At 66.5% G+C, this 16533-nt stretch carries 25 protein-coding genes and 2 pseudogenes; 18 read left to right on the top strand and 9 right to left on the bottom strand.

Going from position 1 to position 16533, the window contains the following annotated elements:
* Positions 1-376 precede the first annotated feature (376 nt).
* Positions 377-646: a hypothetical protein gene (locus tag ACHMWU_RS02695; RefSeq protein ID WP_396041550.1), complete on the top strand. Its 270-nt coding sequence runs from the start codon at positions 377-379 to the stop codon at positions 644-646.
* Between the two features lie 101 nt (positions 647-747).
* On the opposite strand, the gene ACHMWU_RS02690 is transcribed toward ACHMWU_RS02695, so the two are convergent.
* Entirely contained in the window at positions 748-1098 is a 351-nt protein-coding gene (locus ACHMWU_RS02690; protein ID WP_396041549.1) for a winged helix-turn-helix transcriptional regulator, read from the bottom strand.
* An 89-nt stretch (positions 1099-1187) separates the two neighbouring features.
* On the opposite strand from ACHMWU_RS02690, the gene ACHMWU_RS02685 reads away from it, so the two are divergent.
* Positions 1188-2345, top strand: coding sequence for an MFS transporter (locus tag ACHMWU_RS02685; RefSeq protein WP_396041548.1), 1158 nt, complete (start codon positions 1188-1190; stop codon positions 2343-2345).
* Here the strand turns inward: ACHMWU_RS02685 and ACHMWU_RS02680 are convergent.
* Complete coding sequence (locus ACHMWU_RS02680) at positions 2342-2473, bottom strand: hypothetical protein (RefSeq protein ID WP_396041547.1); 132 nt, start codon at positions 2471-2473, stop codon at positions 2342-2344. The genes ACHMWU_RS02685 and ACHMWU_RS02680 overlap by 4 nt on opposite strands.
* Before the next feature lie 192 nt (positions 2474-2665).
* Positions 2666-3103, bottom strand: a complete 438-nt coding sequence (locus tag ACHMWU_RS02675; protein WP_396041546.1) for a hypothetical protein — start codon at positions 3101-3103, stop codon at positions 2666-2668.
* A gap of 112 nt (positions 3104-3215) precedes the next feature.
* Between ACHMWU_RS02675 and ACHMWU_RS02670 the strand changes: the two genes are divergently transcribed.
* The 5 genes and pseudogenes from ACHMWU_RS02670 to ACHMWU_RS02650 form a co-directional block, all read left to right on the top strand.
* Positions 3216-3953 (top strand): 5'-3' exonuclease H3TH domain-containing protein, encoded by a 738-nt coding sequence (locus ACHMWU_RS02670; RefSeq protein WP_396041545.1) that lies wholly within the window; start codon positions 3216-3218, stop codon positions 3951-3953.
* Between the two features lie 16 nt (positions 3954-3969).
* The gene (locus ACHMWU_RS02665) at positions 3970-4230 is read left to right on the top strand and encodes a hypothetical protein (protein WP_396041544.1); all 261 of its coding nucleotides are present in this window, start codon (positions 3970-3972) and stop codon (positions 4228-4230) included.
* A gap of 9 nt (positions 4231-4239) precedes the next feature.
* A pseudogene (locus tag ACHMWU_RS02660) lies at positions 4240-5295 on the top strand (GTP-binding protein); the annotation flags it as partial.
* A 112-nt stretch (positions 5296-5407) separates the two neighbouring features.
* Positions 5408-5836 carry a hypothetical protein gene (locus tag ACHMWU_RS02655; protein ID WP_396041543.1) on the top strand — a complete coding sequence of 143 codons (429 nt, stop codon included), beginning with the start codon at positions 5408-5410 and terminating at the stop codon, positions 5834-5836.
* Between the two features lie 124 nt (positions 5837-5960).
* Positions 5961-6344: pseudogene (locus ACHMWU_RS02650) on the top strand (DUF2510 domain-containing protein); the annotation flags it as partial.
* A 10-nt stretch (positions 6345-6354) separates the two neighbouring features.
* Here the strand turns inward: ACHMWU_RS02650 and ACHMWU_RS02645 are convergent.
* The 3 genes from ACHMWU_RS02645 to ACHMWU_RS02635 all read right to left on the bottom strand — a co-directional run bounded on the left by ACHMWU_RS02645 (position 6355) and on the right by ACHMWU_RS02635 (position 8075).
* Complete coding sequence (locus ACHMWU_RS02645) at positions 6355-6708, bottom strand: DUF3253 domain-containing protein (protein ID WP_396041542.1); 354 nt, start codon at positions 6706-6708, stop codon at positions 6355-6357.
* A gap of 149 nt (positions 6709-6857) precedes the next feature.
* Positions 6858-7328: a TspO/MBR family protein gene (locus ACHMWU_RS02640; protein ID WP_396041541.1), complete on the bottom strand. Its 471-nt coding sequence runs from the start codon at positions 7326-7328 to the stop codon at positions 6858-6860.
* 201 nt (positions 7329-7529) lie between these two features.
* Positions 7530-8075, bottom strand: a complete 546-nt coding sequence (locus tag ACHMWU_RS02635; protein ID WP_396041540.1) for a hypothetical protein — start codon at positions 8073-8075, stop codon at positions 7530-7532.
* A gap of 474 nt (positions 8076-8549) precedes the next feature.
* Between ACHMWU_RS02635 and ACHMWU_RS02630 the strand changes: the two genes are divergently transcribed.
* From ACHMWU_RS02630 to ACHMWU_RS02600, 7 genes are all read left to right on the top strand, one after another.
* Complete coding sequence (locus ACHMWU_RS02630) at positions 8550-8921, top strand: hypothetical protein (RefSeq protein WP_396041539.1); 372 nt, start codon at positions 8550-8552, stop codon at positions 8919-8921.
* A 226-nt stretch (positions 8922-9147) separates the two neighbouring features.
* Positions 9148-9750 (top strand): HtaA domain-containing protein, encoded by a 603-nt coding sequence (locus tag ACHMWU_RS02625; protein WP_396041538.1) that lies wholly within the window; start codon positions 9148-9150, stop codon positions 9748-9750.
* Positions 9751-9902: 152 nt separating this feature from the next.
* Entirely contained in the window at positions 9903-10166 is a 264-nt protein-coding gene (locus tag ACHMWU_RS02620; RefSeq protein ID WP_396041537.1) for a hypothetical protein, read from the top strand.
* 2 nt (positions 10167-10168) lie between these two features.
* Positions 10169-11494: a hypothetical protein gene (locus ACHMWU_RS02615; protein WP_396041536.1), complete on the top strand. Its 1326-nt coding sequence runs from the start codon at positions 10169-10171 to the stop codon at positions 11492-11494.
* Complete coding sequence (locus ACHMWU_RS02610; protein WP_396041535.1) at positions 11491-11781, top strand: hypothetical protein; 291 nt, start codon at positions 11491-11493, stop codon at positions 11779-11781. Before ACHMWU_RS02615 ends, ACHMWU_RS02610 begins: the two co-directional genes overlap by 4 nt.
* Positions 11732-12610 carry an Ig-like domain-containing protein gene (locus ACHMWU_RS02605; protein WP_396041534.1) on the top strand — a complete coding sequence of 293 codons (879 nt, stop codon included), beginning with the start codon at positions 11732-11734 and terminating at the stop codon, positions 12608-12610. Before ACHMWU_RS02610 ends, ACHMWU_RS02605 begins: the two co-directional genes overlap by 50 nt.
* Entirely contained in the window at positions 12607-12744 is a 138-nt protein-coding gene (locus ACHMWU_RS02600) for a hypothetical protein (RefSeq protein WP_396041533.1), read from the top strand. Before ACHMWU_RS02605 ends, ACHMWU_RS02600 begins: the two co-directional genes overlap by 4 nt.
* A gap of 84 nt (positions 12745-12828) precedes the next feature.
* Here the strand turns inward: ACHMWU_RS02600 and ACHMWU_RS02595 are convergent, their stop codons facing one another.
* Together ACHMWU_RS02595 and ACHMWU_RS02590 are read right to left on the bottom strand one after the other, a co-directional pair.
* A complete protein-coding gene (locus ACHMWU_RS02595; protein ID WP_396041532.1) occupies positions 12829-12993 on the bottom strand; it encodes a DUF1801 domain-containing protein in 165 nt (54 codons plus the stop codon).
* Positions 12990-14030 (bottom strand): hypothetical protein, encoded by a 1041-nt coding sequence (locus ACHMWU_RS02590; RefSeq protein ID WP_396041531.1) that lies wholly within the window; start codon positions 14028-14030, stop codon positions 12990-12992. Before ACHMWU_RS02590 ends, ACHMWU_RS02595 begins: the two co-directional genes overlap by 4 nt.
* Positions 14031-14334: 304 nt before the next feature.
* On the opposite strand from ACHMWU_RS02590, the gene ACHMWU_RS02585 reads away from it, so the two are divergent.
* Genes ACHMWU_RS02585 through ACHMWU_RS02570 form a run of 4 tightly spaced genes read left to right on the top strand, consistent with a single transcriptional unit; the run spans position 14335 to position 16156 of the window.
* Entirely contained in the window at positions 14335-14730 is a 396-nt protein-coding gene (locus ACHMWU_RS02585; RefSeq protein WP_396041530.1) for a hypothetical protein, read from the top strand.
* Complete coding sequence (locus tag ACHMWU_RS02580; RefSeq protein WP_396041529.1) at positions 14705-15091, top strand: hypothetical protein; 387 nt, start codon at positions 14705-14707, stop codon at positions 15089-15091. The genes ACHMWU_RS02585 and ACHMWU_RS02580 overlap by 26 nt, the downstream gene beginning before the upstream one ends.
* Positions 15088-15825, top strand: a complete 738-nt coding sequence (locus tag ACHMWU_RS02575; protein WP_396041528.1) for an IPT/TIG domain-containing protein — start codon at positions 15088-15090, stop codon at positions 15823-15825. The genes ACHMWU_RS02580 and ACHMWU_RS02575 overlap by 4 nt, the downstream gene beginning before the upstream one ends.
* A 55-nt stretch (positions 15826-15880) precedes the next feature.
* Positions 15881-16156 carry a hypothetical protein gene (locus ACHMWU_RS02570; RefSeq protein WP_396041527.1) on the top strand — a complete coding sequence of 92 codons (276 nt, stop codon included), beginning with the start codon at positions 15881-15883 and terminating at the stop codon, positions 16154-16156.
* On the opposite strand, the gene ACHMWU_RS02565 is transcribed toward ACHMWU_RS02570, so the two are convergent.
* Positions 16108-16515 (bottom strand): hypothetical protein, encoded by a 408-nt coding sequence (locus ACHMWU_RS02565; RefSeq protein WP_396041526.1) that lies wholly within the window; start codon positions 16513-16515, stop codon positions 16108-16110. The two genes, ACHMWU_RS02570 and ACHMWU_RS02565, sit on opposite strands and share 49 nt — an antisense overlap.
* Positions 16516-16533 lie beyond the last annotated feature (18 nt).

Genomic DNA, 16533 nt, shown 5'->3' with positions numbered 1-16533 from the left:
CGATCATGCGATCACTCACCGGGACTGCCCACCAGCTCCCCTGCCGATGATCCGCGGACCATCGACCAGACCCGAGCCGACCTGCTGGCCGACACCCTCCTCGACCGCAAGACCGGTGGGCTGGGGTACCAGGCCGTCATCGGCATCACCGTCCCCCTGTCGTCCCTCATGGGATTCAGCAACGCACCCGGTGAGCTCACCGACCGGTCCGCGACCATCCCCGCCCACATCATCCGAGCCGCGATGGCCGACCCACAGTCCCTGCTCTACCGCCTCGTCACCGACGACATCGGCAACCTCATGACCATCACCTGGCTCGGCCGCTTCGCCCCCCACCCGCTTGAAGCAAGTCCTCGAATTCAGAGACGGAACCTCCGTGTTCCCGACCAGCTCGGTGCCGGCCAGGATGTGCGACACCGACCACACCGAACCCTGGCCCGCCGACACCAACGCCGCCAACACCGGCCCCCTCAACCGCAGAGCCCACAACCTCAAGACCGAAGGGCTCATCACCCTCCGACAACCCCAGCCCGGAACGTTCCAATGGACCACACACACCGGGCACACCTACACACAAACCCCAGACCCCGTACCCACCGCAGGATGGGACGCAGGATGGGAGAACGGCGAACACCCCGACAACTAGCTGGGGTGAATCAGCCGGTCACCTTCTCGACGTGACAGTTCGCTGAGGTCAGCGGAACACCTGAGGGCGCGGCGAGAACCAGCCTCGGTACTGGCGTGCCGTCAATGTCGTCGACGAGCGTGGAGTGGCTCTCGCCCGGTTCGAAGGCATGACGCTCCCCACTGGCGCAGCGCAACGATCGCGACGAGGAGGTCGTGCCCAGAATCGGTGAGCACGTACTCGCGACGCTTGCCCGACTCCGCTACTTGGTGGGCCAGCACGCCGCACTCGGTCAGCTTGCGGAGTCGTTCGGTCAGGATGTTCCTCGCCACGCCCAGGCGACGATGAAACTCGGTGAACGAGCGAGCACCATCGAAGGCATCACGGAGGATCAGCAGGCTCCACTTGTCACCTACCAGGTCGACAGCACGTGCGACCGGACACTGCGGGTCAGTCCACCTAAGGGATTCCATCACCCAGACCTCCATGAGTTTTGATTTGCAACCATTGTGCCCTACGCTCCAATTGGTCTCGATTTGCTACCGATTGGATTCTTGTGACCATGTCACCCTCCCTCCGCCTCACCCTGGCGGCGCTGTGCGCTGTATCGGTCGCGAACATCTACTACGCACAGCCGCTTCTCGAGGCCATCGGGACAGACCTGGCTATCCCTTCAGGACAGCTGGGATGGGTCGTGGCCACGGGACAGATCGCGTACTTGATCGGGTTGATGACGCTGGTCCCGCTCGGCGACTGGATGAACCGGCGCCTGCTCATCGCTCTGCACGTCGCTCTGGCGGCAGCAGGAACCCTGCTCATCGCAGTCTCCCCCAACACCCTCACCCTCCTGGCAGGCGTCGCGGTCGCTGGCCTGTTCTCGGTCGTCGTGCAGGTCATCGTGGCCTACACCGCAGCGGTCTCCGATCCGGCCGAGAGGGGTCGCAACATCGGATCAGTCACCTCCGGGGTCGTGATCGGCATCCTCCTGGCTCGCACGGCTGCAGGCCTGATCGCTGACGTCGCCGATTGGCGCACCGTCTACCTCACGTCGACGGTCGCGGCGCTGGTACTCGCATCGGTGGCAGTTGCGATCCTGCCCCGCGATGCCCGCCGCACATCTCCCACGACCTACCGGAAGTCAGTTGCCTCGGTCTTCGTGCTGACAGCAACCGACCGGCAGTTTCGCACCCGAGCCACGATCACTCTGTTCGTGTTCGCATCGTTCGGCGTGCTGTGGAGCGGCCTGGCGTTCCCGCTGAGCGAAGCACCTTGGCACCTTTCCACGACACAGATCGGCCTGTTCGCCATCGCCGGGCTGGCCGGAGCACTAGGCGCAACCCGTGCCGGCCGGTGGGCCGACAGCGGGCGCGCTGCACCGGCCACAGCCATCGCGCTCGCTTCGCTGATCGTGTCGTGGTGGTTCATCGGCCAGGCCACCACGTCGTTGTGGCTGCTGGTCCTCGGCGTCGTGATCCTGGACTGCGCCGTCCAAGTCGCCCACGTCACCAGCCAAAGCCTGATCGTCGCAGGCGACCCGAAGCTCGGCCGGACGGATCGTCGGCTCGTACATGGTGTTCTACTCGCTCGGATCCGCACTGGGAGCAGTCACGACGACCTGGGTGTATCACTCAGCAGGCTGGGGCTGGACCTCGCTGCTCGGTGCCGGCTACGCCTCGGTCGCGCTCATCGTGTGGGCAGTCGATCAAGCCACACCGGCTAGTCGGGCGCCACGAGGTACGTCCAGGTCTCCTCGGTCGTGAAGCCGACAGACCGGTAGAGGGCGAGCCCGTCTGCACTCGACTGCAGGACCGCTCGAGTCGCGCCGGCGCCCACGCCATCAGCCAGCATCCGCTGCAGCAGCGACGAGCGTGGCCACGTCCGCGCTCGCCGACCAGTGTCGACATGTTGAGAACTCCCAGCGTCGAGCCCGCCAGTGTCGTCATCCCCGTGGCGACGGCTCTTCCGCAGTCGCGGGCAAGGTAGGCACTGATCTTCGGATGGTCGAGCACCTGGGCCGACGAGATCGCGGCCAAAGACCCCTCAGGGGCACCCCGAGCCGTGAGTCAACGCCTGCTCGTACTCCGCGCTCGCCTCACCCCCGACGCATGTGACCTGAGCTGAGGGACGTTCCGGTGCCGAGGATGGAAGGAGCCGCACCGGCAGCACCATCAACGGTTCGCGGTGCCGCTCAGTCAACCCGTAGGACTGGGCCAACGCGAGAACCTCGTCCGTCGGATGACCTCGAAGCTGGATGCTCCATGGACGCGCGGATGCGCTGTACGACTCGGCCCACTTCCTCAGGTGCTCCACGCTGGGCCGCAACGTGCGGGTCACCACCCCGTTGAACTGCGTGAACGGAGTCGTCAGGTCGATCGACCCGACGCCGTGGGCGCCGAAGTCGCACTGGAAGCCCGGGATCGACTCTCCGAGCACCTGAAGCGAGTCGAACAGGGCGGCACTCGGATCCCACGCCGCCATCTGCGATTTCCGTCCTCTTCACGATCACGAGCAGCGGTCCCGCCTCGCGACCGAACCGACAGGCTACCGCGCCCTCCCCGCCGATCAGGCCCGTAGGATGGCGAAGATCCCCATGCCCTCCTCAGACAGCCGTTCCCGCAAGCTGTTGCTCGTGGTCGACGCCCCCTCCTTGCTGCACCGCAACCACCACGCGCGGGCGCACACGCAGATGACCGACCGATCGGGACGACCGGCGTGGGCACTTCACGGGATGCTGTCGCAGATCCTCGAGGCAATCGACGGATTCGCCCCCGATGCAGTGATCTTCGGGCTCGACGACCGCACGGCATCCCAACGCAGAGACTTCTACCCCGACTACAAGGCGGGCCGGTCCGAGAAGGACGCAGCGCTCGTCGACCAGCTCGACCGGGCGGGCGCACTGCTCGACGCCCTGGGGCTCGCGACGCTTACTCCCCCGGGCCTCGAAGCCGATGACGTCAGCGCAACCGGCGCCACGTGGGCCCGCGACAACGGCTGGAACTGCGTCATCATCACCTCCGACCGCGACGCATTCGCGCACATCAGCGAGCACACCCAGGTCCTCCGACTGATCAACGGAGGCATCAGCGGGTCACCCCTGCTCAATCCTGCGAGGCTCACCGCGATGTACGGCGTCGCTGCCGAGCACTACCTCGACTTCGCTGCTCTTCGAGGGGATGCCAGCGACAACCTGCCCGGAGTCTCCGGCATCGGCGAGAAGACGGCGGCGACGCTGCTGACCCCAGGCAGGTCCGATGCGTGGCGTCTGGGCAGACATCGACCAGAACCAAGGACGCGTCGTTGCCGCGACCCTCGACTCGTGGGCCGCTGAATCAGGAGCGCGCAGGATGGGCGCCACGGTCGTCCGCCGACTCTCGGCCCCCGAAGCCCGCGAACGCTACGACTTCAACGTGCAGATCATGTCGGGACGCGATGACCTCGACCTGGGCATCACCCCCGAAGTACCCGGCACACCGGGCCTCCTCCCGCTCGATCCGCACCGCGTGCACCAGGTCGTGAGCTTTCTGGGCGTCGAGACCACGACGTCCCTGGCGATTCGTGTGCTCAGCACCGATCCCGCCTCCGCCGCGATGGGCCAAGACCGGTAAATTCAACAGGTGTCCGACAAACGCCCCCGCCGCACCTTCGCAGTCATCAGCCACCCCGATGCCGGTAAGTCGACGCTGACCGAAGCACTCGCGCTGCACGCCCGAGTCATCACCGAAGCCGGTGCCGTGCACGGCAAGGGCGACCGGCGTGCCACCGTCTCGGACTGGATGGCGATGGAGAAGGCCCGCGGCATCTCGATCACATCGGCGGCCCTGCAGTTCGTCTACCGCGATCACGTGGTCAACCTGGTCGACACCCCCGGTCACAGCGACTTCTCCGAAGACACCTACCGCGTGCTGTCAGCGGTCGACTCGGCCGTGATGCTGGTCGACGCCGGCAAGGGACTCGAACCGCAGACTCTCAAGCTCTTCAAGGTGTGCGCGCTGCGCGGCATCCCCGTCATCACCGTCATCAACAAGTGGGACCGCCCGGGCATGTCACCACTGGGACTCATGGACGAGATCGAGAAGCAGATCAAGCTGCGTCCAACCCCGCTGACCTGGCCGGTCGGTGAGGCCGGAGACTTCCGAGGTGTGCTCGACCGTCGCACCGGAGAGTTCGTGAAGTACACCCGCACCGCAGGCGGAGCGACCCGGGCACCTGAGCGCCGGATGTCGGCCTCCGACGTCGACGAGGTCGACGCCTTGGCATGGTCCGCAGCAGTCGACGAGCACGAGCTCCTGACCCTCGACGATGCCGACCACAGCCAGGAACGGTTTCTCGCCGGAGAGACGACCCCGGTCATGTTCGCGTCCGCACTGCAGAACTTCGGCGTGGCCCAGCTGCTCGACCTGCTGCTCGACCTGGCCCCCGCCCCTAGCGCGACGGCCGGCATCGACGGCTCGATCCGCCAGGTCGACGACGACTTCAGCGCCTTCGTCTTCAAGGTGCAGTCCGGCATGAACACCTCGCACCGCGACCGCATGGCCTACGCCCGCGTGGTCTCGGGAACCTTCGAGCGCGGCATGGTCGTGACCCACGCCTCGACGGGTCGGCCCTTCGCCACGAAGTACGCACAAGCCCTGTTCGGCCGCGAGACCAGCTCGGTCGAGCACGCTTCACCAGGCGACATCATCGGATTCGTGAACGCTCAGGCGCTGCGGGTCGGCGACACCGTCTACGAGGGCGACCGGATCGACTACCCGCCGGTGCCGAGCTGTCGCTCCCGAGCACTTCATGACCTGCACTGCCCGCGACATCGGGCGGTACAAGCAGTTCCGTCGCGGTATCGAACAGCCCGACCAAGAAGGTGTCGTCCAGGTGCTCCGCTCCGACCTGCGCGGCGACCAGAGCCCGGTCCTCGCCGCCGTCGGCCCGCTGCAGTTCGAGGTCGTCGAAGAGCGGATGAAGAACGAGTTCACCTCGCCGATCCGGCTCACCCGTCTCGACTACCAGGTAGCGCGCCGCACTGACGCCGAAGGAGCGCTCGCTGAGCGGGTTCCGCGGTGCCGAGGTCCTGCAACGGACGGACGGCACTTACCTGGCCCTGTTCGTCGACAAGTGGCGTGCGAACAACGCTGCCCGCGAGAACCCGGACGTCCTGCTCGAAGAGCTTCCCGCCGGCGGGAACTGAGTCGAGCAGGAAGGAGGCTCACCATCTCGTGATCCGCAGGGCCCAGGCGTGCTGTGAGAACTTTTCGCCTTTGCCCACATGAGGGCACGCTGCCTTCTAGATTTGTCCCTATGAGCGAAGCGACGAGCAACGAATGCTCCTTCTGGTTGGTACCCGGATCCCACGATGACCAATACTCAACGCTATTGGGACGGGCAGTCGTGGACGGACAACGTCGCACCGACTGGCACGACACCGGCGCAACCTGTCACGCCCCCACAGCAGTCTCAACTGATCACCGTCGCGGTCCTGGCCGCGTCGGTCGTCGGAGTGGTCATGGCAATGCAGTCGGCTTCGTTGCTGAGTGGGACTGGCACCCAATGGACAGGCGCCGCCATCGCACTCGCGTCAAGCGTCGCGACCTACGTGCTGAGAAAGTCGATCCCGAGTTGGCTTCGCATCATCTCGGTCGTGGCGGCGTTGGCTGCACTGGGCAGCGTCTTCTATCTCGAGAACCAGCTTGACGAACGACGCGAGGAGTTCAGCCGGTTGGGCTACTGACGAATGTCAGTCAGGCGAAACCACTACCCTTCCCGATGCGGACCGGCCCGCGGGCTGTGCTGATGTCAACGACCTGGCCACGCTGAGTCACCACGACCTGATCGGCCTCGGCGAGCACGCCCGTGACCCGGCGCACGTCGTCCATGCGCGCTCGCCACTGCTCGCCACCGACAATCCTGGCGACGTCACTGGGACAGATCGTGGACGTGTCCCGGTGTCGCAAGAGCGCCTTGACCGTCGACTCGATCCGCGCGTCGAGCACATCAGGCGGGAGCCCTCCACCACGGATGGCCTCGCTCCCCGAGCGCGATCTTGGCGTCATTGACCCGTGGGCGTGAGTGCTCGGCTCCTGACTTGACCCCACGCCGTGCGTCCATCAGCTCGTCGACGAGCTCTTGCCGGAGCTTGTCGGGGATGCCCGGGTCGCTTGCGCGCCAACGACGTCCGCCGATGATCAGGAAACGACCATCCGGCGTGCGCTCCGTCGATGGAGAAGTCGGGCACCAGCCCTGCTCAGCGGTTCTTGCGCCAGATCGCCGTGTTGAGCACCGTCGCGAAGCCAGTCCAGGCGGCATACGGTGCCAGCGACCAGCCAGCGCGACGAGACGACTCCCCGGCCGTCCGGGCCAGGTCGGCCGAGCTGGCGGCCAGGGCTCCGGCGACCGCGATGGAAGGAACCAGGCGATGTCCACGGAAGAACGACCAGCACCAGCCCGCGTTCAGGGCCATGTTGACTGCAAGCTTGCGGCGGTAGACACGAGCCTCGGCAGCCGTCATCTGCGACTGCGCGTCGATCGAGGCCAGCGCGGTCTGGGCGTAGAGCGTCGACCACACGACCGGAAACACCACGGCCGGCGGCTGGATGGCCGGCTTGGTCAAGGAGCGGTACCAACGGCTCTTCGTCCCACTGGCTGTCGCAACAGATCCAAGAGCTGCGGCAGCGACAGGCAGTCCGACACTGCTGACGATCGTTCGAGTCTCCATCCGGCCACAGTAGACAGCCTCTGGGTGCGCCGCCATTCGGCAGCAGACGCGAGACCTACTCCGACTTCGCCAACCGCCAGTGCTGCTTCTTCTTCACGTCCTTGACGACGACGCCGAAGGCTGCGAGCTCGAGCCCGAAGATCGCGCGCATCGTCCTTGTCGTTCTTGTCGAGCGCGTGCTGTCGGGCCTGCAGGTAGGCGTCAGCCCCCGCAGGAAGGCCGGGCATGCCGCTCACCCATCGGGTGTAGCGTCCCGCGAACGGATCGCCGTCGTGCCAGGGATATCCCATGGCCGTGAACGCCTGCTCGTACTTCTTCGGCCTCGAGGTCGCTGGTCTTCCGGGCGACCTCGGCGCCAGTCGGTCCGGTCAGGACCAGATCCTTGCCGTCCGTGAAACACTCCACCCACCGATGAGCGCTCGACCACCGTGACATCGTCGCCGCGGCTGATCGTGACGCGCTCGGGTCGATCTCGACCCGGATGATCTCGTCATAGGCCGTCAGCGCGACGACTGCTCCGACGAGGGCACCGACAGCGAGCAGGACGATGGTGCCGACCCGACCCGTCACCTGGTCCAGCAGCTCGATCGGCCCTTGGAACGGTATCCATGACAGACCGTCGACCCAGTCGGGCACTCGTGACAGCGTCCATCCGGCCAGCACCCCGAGCAGCGGAAGAACGGTCCACAAGAAGACGTGATAGCCCGCCGAGTGTCGGACGACGACAGCCCCCGGACGTTCAGTCATGTCCGCGATGCTAACGCCTCGACCCCGTCGATTCGGCCAGCAGAATGGGAGATCTGTCTCAATACCGAGCATCCGCAACAAAAAATCATCATGCCCTCTTGACACGCCTCGCCCCGACCGAAACACTGGGCGCGCACCTTAGGGTTACCTAACTTGGTGTGGAGGTCTGACGCCCGCCGGTCACGCACCGGAGGGCGGGGAACCGAGACGTCGACTTTGGACGGACAACGCCTCGGCCCACCCCACTGACCTCCGAACCGCATGCACAAGCATGCGGCCGACTCGGGCACGGCCGTGAGGCCAGGCCCCACCGTATAGGTAGGAGCCACTCTGAAAAACGATACGAGCAAGCGAACGCTACGTCGAGTCGGCGTCGGCGCTCTCCTGGCGGCCGGCGCAACGTTTGCCCTGTCGTCTGCACCGGCCACGGCACTCGATGCGCCGTACGCCGACTACGACAGCCTGACCGTCTCGGTGGCCGGTCCGTACAGCGACTCGCAGACCGTCACGGTCAGCGGCAGCGGACTGACGCCGGGCGACTATGACCTGTCGGCCTGCGAGTACACCTCGTACAACACGTTCTTCCCTGGCCCTCCGGTCCCGGTGAAGATCCCGGCGTGTGGCACCACGATCGTCCCCGTGACGGTCAGCGGCGCGGGCACCTTCAGCACGAGCTTCACTGTGGTCACGTCGGAGGCCAACGCTCACGCAGGTGTCGGAACCGGGCAGCCGGCCAACGTCGACTTCGACGCGAAGCTCGGCGAGTTCGTTCTCGTCCCGGGTCACGGCTCGGGCTTCGGCGGCGGACACGCAGCCGACAGCGTCGAGTTCAACGTCACCCCCTGACGTCGTAGACGAACGCGACGTGCCGGGTGCTCATCGAGCACCCGGCACGTCGTGTTCCAGGTCACATTCGACCGAAAGCCTCACACCTATGGATAGCCTGCCCTAAGTTAGGCCCGACGAATTCCCCTCAAGGATGGCCCGCACATGTCTGCCGCAAGCTCCCTCTGCTCCCCCCACCTGTCCCCTCCAGCGACGGCTGGGTGGTTTCTTCATCGCCCTCGCGATCGTGCTGAGCGGACTCGTCGCGGCACCTGCGCCACAGTCGATGGCTGCCGAGCACCAGATCACCGACGGCACCGTGACGTGGGGCATCAAGGCGAGCTGGCGAAACTACATCGGCTCGACCGGAACTCTCTTGGACGGCGGTGTGACCCGCAACAGCGACGGGACCTTCGACTGGCCGGTGGCATCGGGGTCGTTCGACGACATCTCCAACTCATTGCGGATCGATCTGGCCGGGAGCGTGCACTTCCGGTCGCATCAAGCACCAGACGGCAGCTACATCCTCGACTCGCTGTTCAAAGACCTCTACCTGACGATCTCGCCGACCGAGCAGACCATCCGGGGAACCTACTCGGGCAATCCCCGTGAAGGCGGCGATCGAGTCGAGACCGAGGACGCAGTCCTGGCAACCATAGACATCACCTCCGCCGACTTCGACGTGAGTGGCGGTGCCACCACCTGGGGAAGCGCCCGGACGTTCGGTGGCCCAGACAATGGTCTGTACAAGGAAGGCACGCCCTTCGATCCCGTCTCGATCGACTACACCGGACCTGGCGGAATACCCGAGCTGGGCGACAAGTTCGAGGACCAAGGTGCCCCGTCCTGACACCGGGAGCCACGTGGCTCGACGACGATGCCACCGAGGGGTCCCGTATCGTCTTCGCCTCCGAGCAGCACGACGTCATCCATGTCATCGAACGTTCGGGCTTCGGCACCGCTGCCGCCAAGTACATCCTGCGTGCACTCGACGCCACCACGATGCAGCAACTGGGATCGACTGACATCGAGGCCGCAGACGCACGCCAGTGGTTCAAGGCCGCCTTCGACCCGGCGACCGACTCGATCTTCTTGGCCGACGGCGACCCCGACTCGACCGGTGCACAAATCCGGCGGGCCACCTACGACCCGCAGACCCACAGCTACAGCAACCGGGTGATCGCCACCATCGCGCCGATCGACACTTCCGCGTCGAACAACGTCACCACCATGGTCTGGGATCCTGAGCGACACGACTCGCCGTGATGATGAACCGTATCGTCGCGGCTGATCGCCGCTATCAAGGCGAGCTCTCGTTCCTGTCCGCCCCTACGGCCGGCACGACGTGGCAAGCCGAGAAGCACAGCATCTCGTTGCCCGACGCGGCCCCGGTCACCGGAACGCTCACATCGGCCAATGCACCCAACACAGGCAAGACTGACCCCCTGAACCGCAGCCTTGCAGTGTTGCGCGACGGCTCGTACGTCATGCTGCACGCCAACTACCGTCAGGCGGGCAGCACCCAGCCGTACGCAACCCCGGCCATGCATCTGACCCGACACGACGGCACCATCAGCCTGACCTACATCGCGGGTACGAACCCATCCCCTATCAGCACGGATGTGGCCAACTACTTCCAGAGCGCGGCGACCGCCTCCGACGGCTCCGTTCTCCTGGCAGGCTACGGCGAGCGGTACATCGATATCGTCGACGGGGAAGCAGTCGTCGTCACTGATCATGTGCTGGACGAAGGGACCAATGGCTTCGGCTACACAGCAACCGATGAATCACGTGGAATCGACTACGTCATGCGTGGGCCCCTGACGCTTCTCACGGCGCGCACCCGTGACGCGGCGGTGACCTCCTTTCAGTTCCCGTCCGTGGCCCGACACAGTGCGTCGTCGAGCTATTACCCGATCTCGGTGCTGCCTGACGGCTCCGTGACCTTGCTGGTCAAGGATCCGGCGAGCGGCAACATCGGAATCAGGCGGTTCGACCTGCAAGGCGTCACGCCGACCGTGACGACGTCGCCGGAGTCGCAGTCGGTCGAGCTGGCGACGGGTGTCGCGAGCAAGAACGTCGAGCTCACCTCGATGTCTACCGGCGGTTCTGGCACGGTGACGCGTCAGTGGCAGTCGAAGGCCCCCGGCCAGTCGACGTTCTCCCCGGTCGTCGGTCAGACCGACGAGACGTTGACCGTGACTGCCAAGCCCGGCATGGACGGCACTGAGTACCGCGCGGTCTACACCAACGATGCAGGCAAGATCGTCTCGGACACCGCGAAGCTCTCGGTCGACTTCGCTCCGGTGATCGCCGCCGATGCCCGTGACCAGTCGGTCACCGAGGGTCAGGACGCCGTGTTCGTGACGAGCTTCGACGCCCACCCAGAGGCGAGCTTACCAATGGCAGCGTCGGGTCAACGGCTTCTGGACCGACATCGCGTCAGGCGACGACCTGACCGTCAACGGCCCGTCCCTGACCATCGAGGACACCCAGACCGACCAGTCCGGCACCCAGTTCAGGGTCAAGGCCAGCAACGACATCGCCACGACCGTCAGCCGCGCTGCACGTCTGCACCGTCAACCCGAAGGTGACCGTCCCTGAGAACGGCCTCGACCTCGACGGCGTCACGATGCAGTGGGACGGATCGTCCCAGCTGCAGAAGGCACCGCCGTACGGTGGCAGCAACTTCTTCTCCGCAGGTGTCTCCGACGGAAAGGAGCCCACGTACAAGTCTGTCGACGGCAACGTCTCGGTCGTGCACGTCTCCCCTGACGGCGACGACTCCCCCGCGACCTGGGCGACCAAGGCAGCCCAAGACCTCCGGCGACGTGATCCAGCAGATCCGGCTCGCAGCAGGGCAGGCGCACCTCGACCGTGACGGCAGCGCCACCGTCAGGTGGAAGGGTTCGTGGTCAGTCAACTTCTACGGCGGCCTGGTCCCGTTCACCGTGACCGATCCCGACCTCGAGATCGACGAGGACGGCACCGGGACGTTGACGGCCGACCTGTCGGGCTACGCGTCGTCCCAGGAAGATCCGAACACGCGCACCCCGCTGCCGCCTGTCTCGGACGTGACAGTCGCGACGTTCCGGGACGTCGACCTCGACCCGGCCGGCACGATCACCATCAACCCCGACTACGCCGGTGTCGACATCGACGTCCCGTCCGATCGCGCCGCGCAGGACACGACGTCCGCCGGCTGGGGTTCGTGGCCGCAGGCATTCGTCGACTTCCACTTCGACACCGGCCTCTCGTCCTACTGGTACTCGTCCGGTGGTGCAGCCGACCCGCTGAAGGCGCCGACCGCGCTCACGGTCGACTTCACCGACGCGGTCCCGACCACTCCACAGGTGGACGTGGCCTCGAAGACAACCGTCTCGCTGGCCCGCAAGACACTGACGTACGGAACTTCGACGACGGCGACCGTCCAGGTCACGGCCTCCGGCGCCACGCCCACCGGCAAGGTCACCGTCAAGGCACACGGCAAGACTGTGACCGGCACCCTGGCCAACGGGAAGGCCGTCGTCGCCCTGCCGAAGAACCTCAAGCCGGGGCGCTACCCGGTCGTCGTCACCTTCCCCGGCGCGGCCGGGATCAAGCCGTCGAATGCGCAGGGCACCCTGACCGTCACCAAGGCCAAGCCCACGGTCAGCCTCAGCTGCATCGCTCGACCATCAAGAAGTCGCAGCGGGGCAAGGCCACCGTGACAGTCAAGATCCCCGGAACCCAGGGCCTCCATCCGACCGGTCAGCTCGTGATCCGGGACGGCTCACGCATCATCGCGGTCAAGACGTTGCGTGCGGCCCACCGCGGCAAGATCACCGTGCGCCTGCCCAGCTGAGCCGGGGCAAGCACTACCTACGGGCATCGATCGGGGGCACCGCACTGCACTCGGCCCGCACCAGCACCTACAAGGCGCTGCGGGTCACGAACGGTTGAGGTCGACGGCCTCGCGGATCAGCGCCATGAACGCTGCTTCGTCGAGGTCGTCGCTCTCGTGCACGTCGACGGCCCGCCGAGTGCCGGCGTCGAGACTCGCGTCGAAGACTCCCGAGGGATCTGACAGCGCGGCACCCTTGGCGAAGGTCACCTTGACCTTGTCCTTGTAGGTCTGACCGTGCAGACGAGCCCCGCACAGGAGAACGTCGGCACACCGTCGGGATTGGACGGCTTGCGCCACTTCACTTCCTCGACCACATCGGGCTCGGCCCGTTCGATCAGGGAACGGATCTTCTCGACCAAGGCGGCCCGCCACTCGACGCTCATGACCCGACGATACTCATTGGGCGCCGTCCCGGAGAAGCGCCACGACCTCGCGTTCCAGCGAGCGTCCCATCGCCGCTCCTGGCGACACGGCCCGATGCGACGGATCGACCGTGACACCTTCGAGGAACATGTCGACGACCCGCGGATCGACGTACGACGAGCGCGCGATGGCCGGGGTGTTGCCGAGATGGTCCGACACGGTGCGCATCGCGGCGCTCGACCGCCTTCTTGCGCTGGGCCTCGGTGCTGGCTTCGGACTTCGCGAGTGCCAGGGCACCCACCGAGGTACCCCGCCAGGTGCGGAAGTCCTTGGCCGAATGGTTCTCGCCCGAGGAGGTCCTTGACGTAGGCGTTGACGTCCTCTGCGGTCAAGTCGTGCCAGGTACGTCCCGTCCGGTACGCGAGCAGCCGGTCGCCCCCGCCGCGGCGACGTCTGAGCGCCGTCAGGACGCTGACGACCTGGCGGTCACCGACAGAGACCTCGACGTCCTGCCCCGACTTCGCGGCATAGGCGAACGTCGCCCGGCTGCCCGTGATGTCGACGTGCGACTTCTCCAACGTCGTCAGACCGTACGATCCGTTCTCCTCGACGTAGATCGCCGACCCCACGCGGAACATCCCCAGGTCGAGCAGGCAGAACGCCGCAGCGCTGACCTGCTCGAGGCCGAGATCTCCGGCGCCCAACGCCCGCCTCGCACGCGCCCGACGGCGCAGCAGCTCGTCGGCGAAGTCGACGATGCGGTCGAACTTCTCGGCATCACGCCGCTCCCGCCACGCCGGGTGGTAGAGGTACTGTCGCCTCCCCGCAGCATCCGTCCCCACCGCTTGGAGGTGACCGTTCGGCACCGAGCAGATCCACACCTCGGTCCACGCGGGAGGGATGACGCGCTTGCTTGCACCGCTCGATCTCGACCTCGCCGAGCGGCAGACCGTCCGCGTCCAGATAGCGGAACCCGCGACCGTGACGTCGACGCGACCAGCCAGGTGACTGCGACGACGTCCTCCTCAGGCGCATGCGGGCCAGCCGATCGGACGATGGACGTTCGCGCTCTTCACCACACCGCGTCAGTACCCATCGGGGGTGAGGTTCAACCGCTTGGCTCAGGTCATCTGACCCCGTCCGTCGATAATTGTGGGGGACATTCCCGATCGAAGGACGATCTCGATGCCCCTCTCTCCTGCCCTGCGCCGCTTCACGGCCGTGCCGCTGCTGGCACTGCTGCTCGCCAGCACGACCGTGACACCGACGCGGGCCGTCGACGGCCCCGACCTGACTCAGCCCTTTGCTATCGCGACCGACGGCTCGGCACCTCTCGTGGCGGCACCTTCGCCGGACGGCCGGCACCTGTACGTGACCAACCAGAAGTCGAGGACGATCACGATCATCGAGATCTCCTCGAGCACCCAGGTCGGCTCGATCGCTGGCCAGCACCGGCAACGGGATCACCGTCGGGTCCGACGGGACCGTCTGGGCGACCCAGCGCAGCGACGGCAAGGTCGCCAAGATCACCGCCGCCCTCTCGGCCGATCCGACGGTGACGTACTTCGCGGTAGGCCCTGATCTGACCCGCCGTCCGGTGTCGGTGGCGCTCTCGCCGTCCGGAAGCGCGCTGTACGTCTCCAGCACGACGTCTTCGGGGCCGACGACCAGCAAGATCACGTCACTGAGCACGTCGACCGGCGCGGTGCTGCACGAATCGGCACCACTGCAGAACGCGTCGTCGGTGCTCACGGTCGCGCCCAGCGGATCAGTCTGGGTCGCCGGAGACACACCACGCGTCCTCGACGCCGACCTGGCGTCGGCGCAGGCCACGCCCGGCGTGCCATCAGGTCGCGCCGGCAGACTGTCTTCTCCTCGGACGGCGCGACGGCCTACGTCGGTCTCGCCGACTCGATCGCCGTCGTCGACACATCGTCGATGACGCTGCGCGACACCATCGCCGATACCTCGGACAACCTGTTCAACGACGTCTCCTGGCTGGCACTCTCCCCCGACGACGAGACCCTCTACGCCGTCAACTACGGCATCCCGGGCATGGCAGTCATCGACGTGGATGCCGCTGTCGACGGAATCCCCGGCTCGATCACCGGGATCGAGGGTCCCGTCGACGCACCCGGCGCCGACGCCGCCTACCTCAACTCGGTCGTAGCAAGCGGCAACGCGTTCTACGTCGCGGTCGACGGCCCGAACTACGACGGCACGACCGTGATGCGCTACCCCGTCGCACCGACGGTCGACCCGCTGACGACCGCCACACCAGGCAGCACCGTCGCCATGTCAGGTTCGGCACTGGTCGGAGCCGACGTCACGATCGGCGGGGTGCCTGCCACGACCGTGAGCAGCAGCTACTCCGGTGTCACGGTGAGGGTGCCCGACCTGTCGTCGATCCCGTCGTCCGTCGACGTGCCGGTCGTGGTGACCACCGACAGCGGCGCAGCCACGGCTCAGGTCGACGTCACCACCACCTCCGTGATCCCGAGGATCATCGGAGCGCCTCGTGTGGGCAGCGTGCTGACGGCGGTCCCGGGCTCCGGACCCCCGGGACCGGGTTCAGCTACCAGTGGTTCGCCGCCGGCCAGCCCATCGCCGGTGCCAGCAAGGGCACGTTCACGCCCACGTCCGCCCACCGCGGCAAGGCCATCACGGTGCGGGTGACCGGGCGCTACGCCCATGGAGCAACGTCGCCAGGACGTCGACCCCCACCGCCAAGGTGGGCCTCGGCTCGCTTCGGGCCCCGACCCCGAAGATCGGCGGCACCGCGAAGGTCGGCCGCACGGTGACCGCACGGCCTGGCTCGTGGACGCCAGGCACCACGCTCCGCTATCAGTGGTTCGCGGGCAGCAAGTCGATCAAGGGCGCCACCAGGTCGAAGCTGAAGATCAGCAAGAAGGTCAAGGGCAAGACCCTCAAGGTCAGGGTGACCGGAACCAAGTCCGGCTACGCCAAGGTCGCGAAGACGTCCCGGGCGACCAAGAAGGTCAGGTAAAGGCGAGCGGCGCCGCAGATCCGGACAGGACCTGCGGCGCCGCACTTGCGAGCTGCTACTTCTTCTTGACCCTCAGCGTCACTCGCGAGCTGTAGGCGGCCTGGTACACCTCTCCCGGCGACGACGTAGGCCCGCAGCCGGTGCTTGCCACGCGACAGCTTCGGCAGGGTGACCCTGACTCGTCCGCTGGCCGGGACGGTGACCGTCCGGACGACCTTCGAGCCGTCGAACACCAAGACCTTGGTGCCCTTCGGGACCGTCGGGAGACCAGTGACCCGCACCGTCAGGCGTGCGTTCTGGTTGGTCTTGACGACCTTCTTCGACAGCGTGGCGCTGACCCGCGGCGCCCCCTTGGTCACCTTCAGCGACGCCGTCGA

Origin of the sequence: Aeromicrobium sp. UC242_57, assembly GCF_044452305.1 — a bacterium.
Lineage (GTDB): Bacteria > Actinomycetota > Actinomycetes > Propionibacteriales > Nocardioidaceae > Aeromicrobium.
The sequence above is the reverse complement of the archived record's forward strand: the minus strand, read 5'-3'. Positions and strand labels throughout refer to the sequence as shown.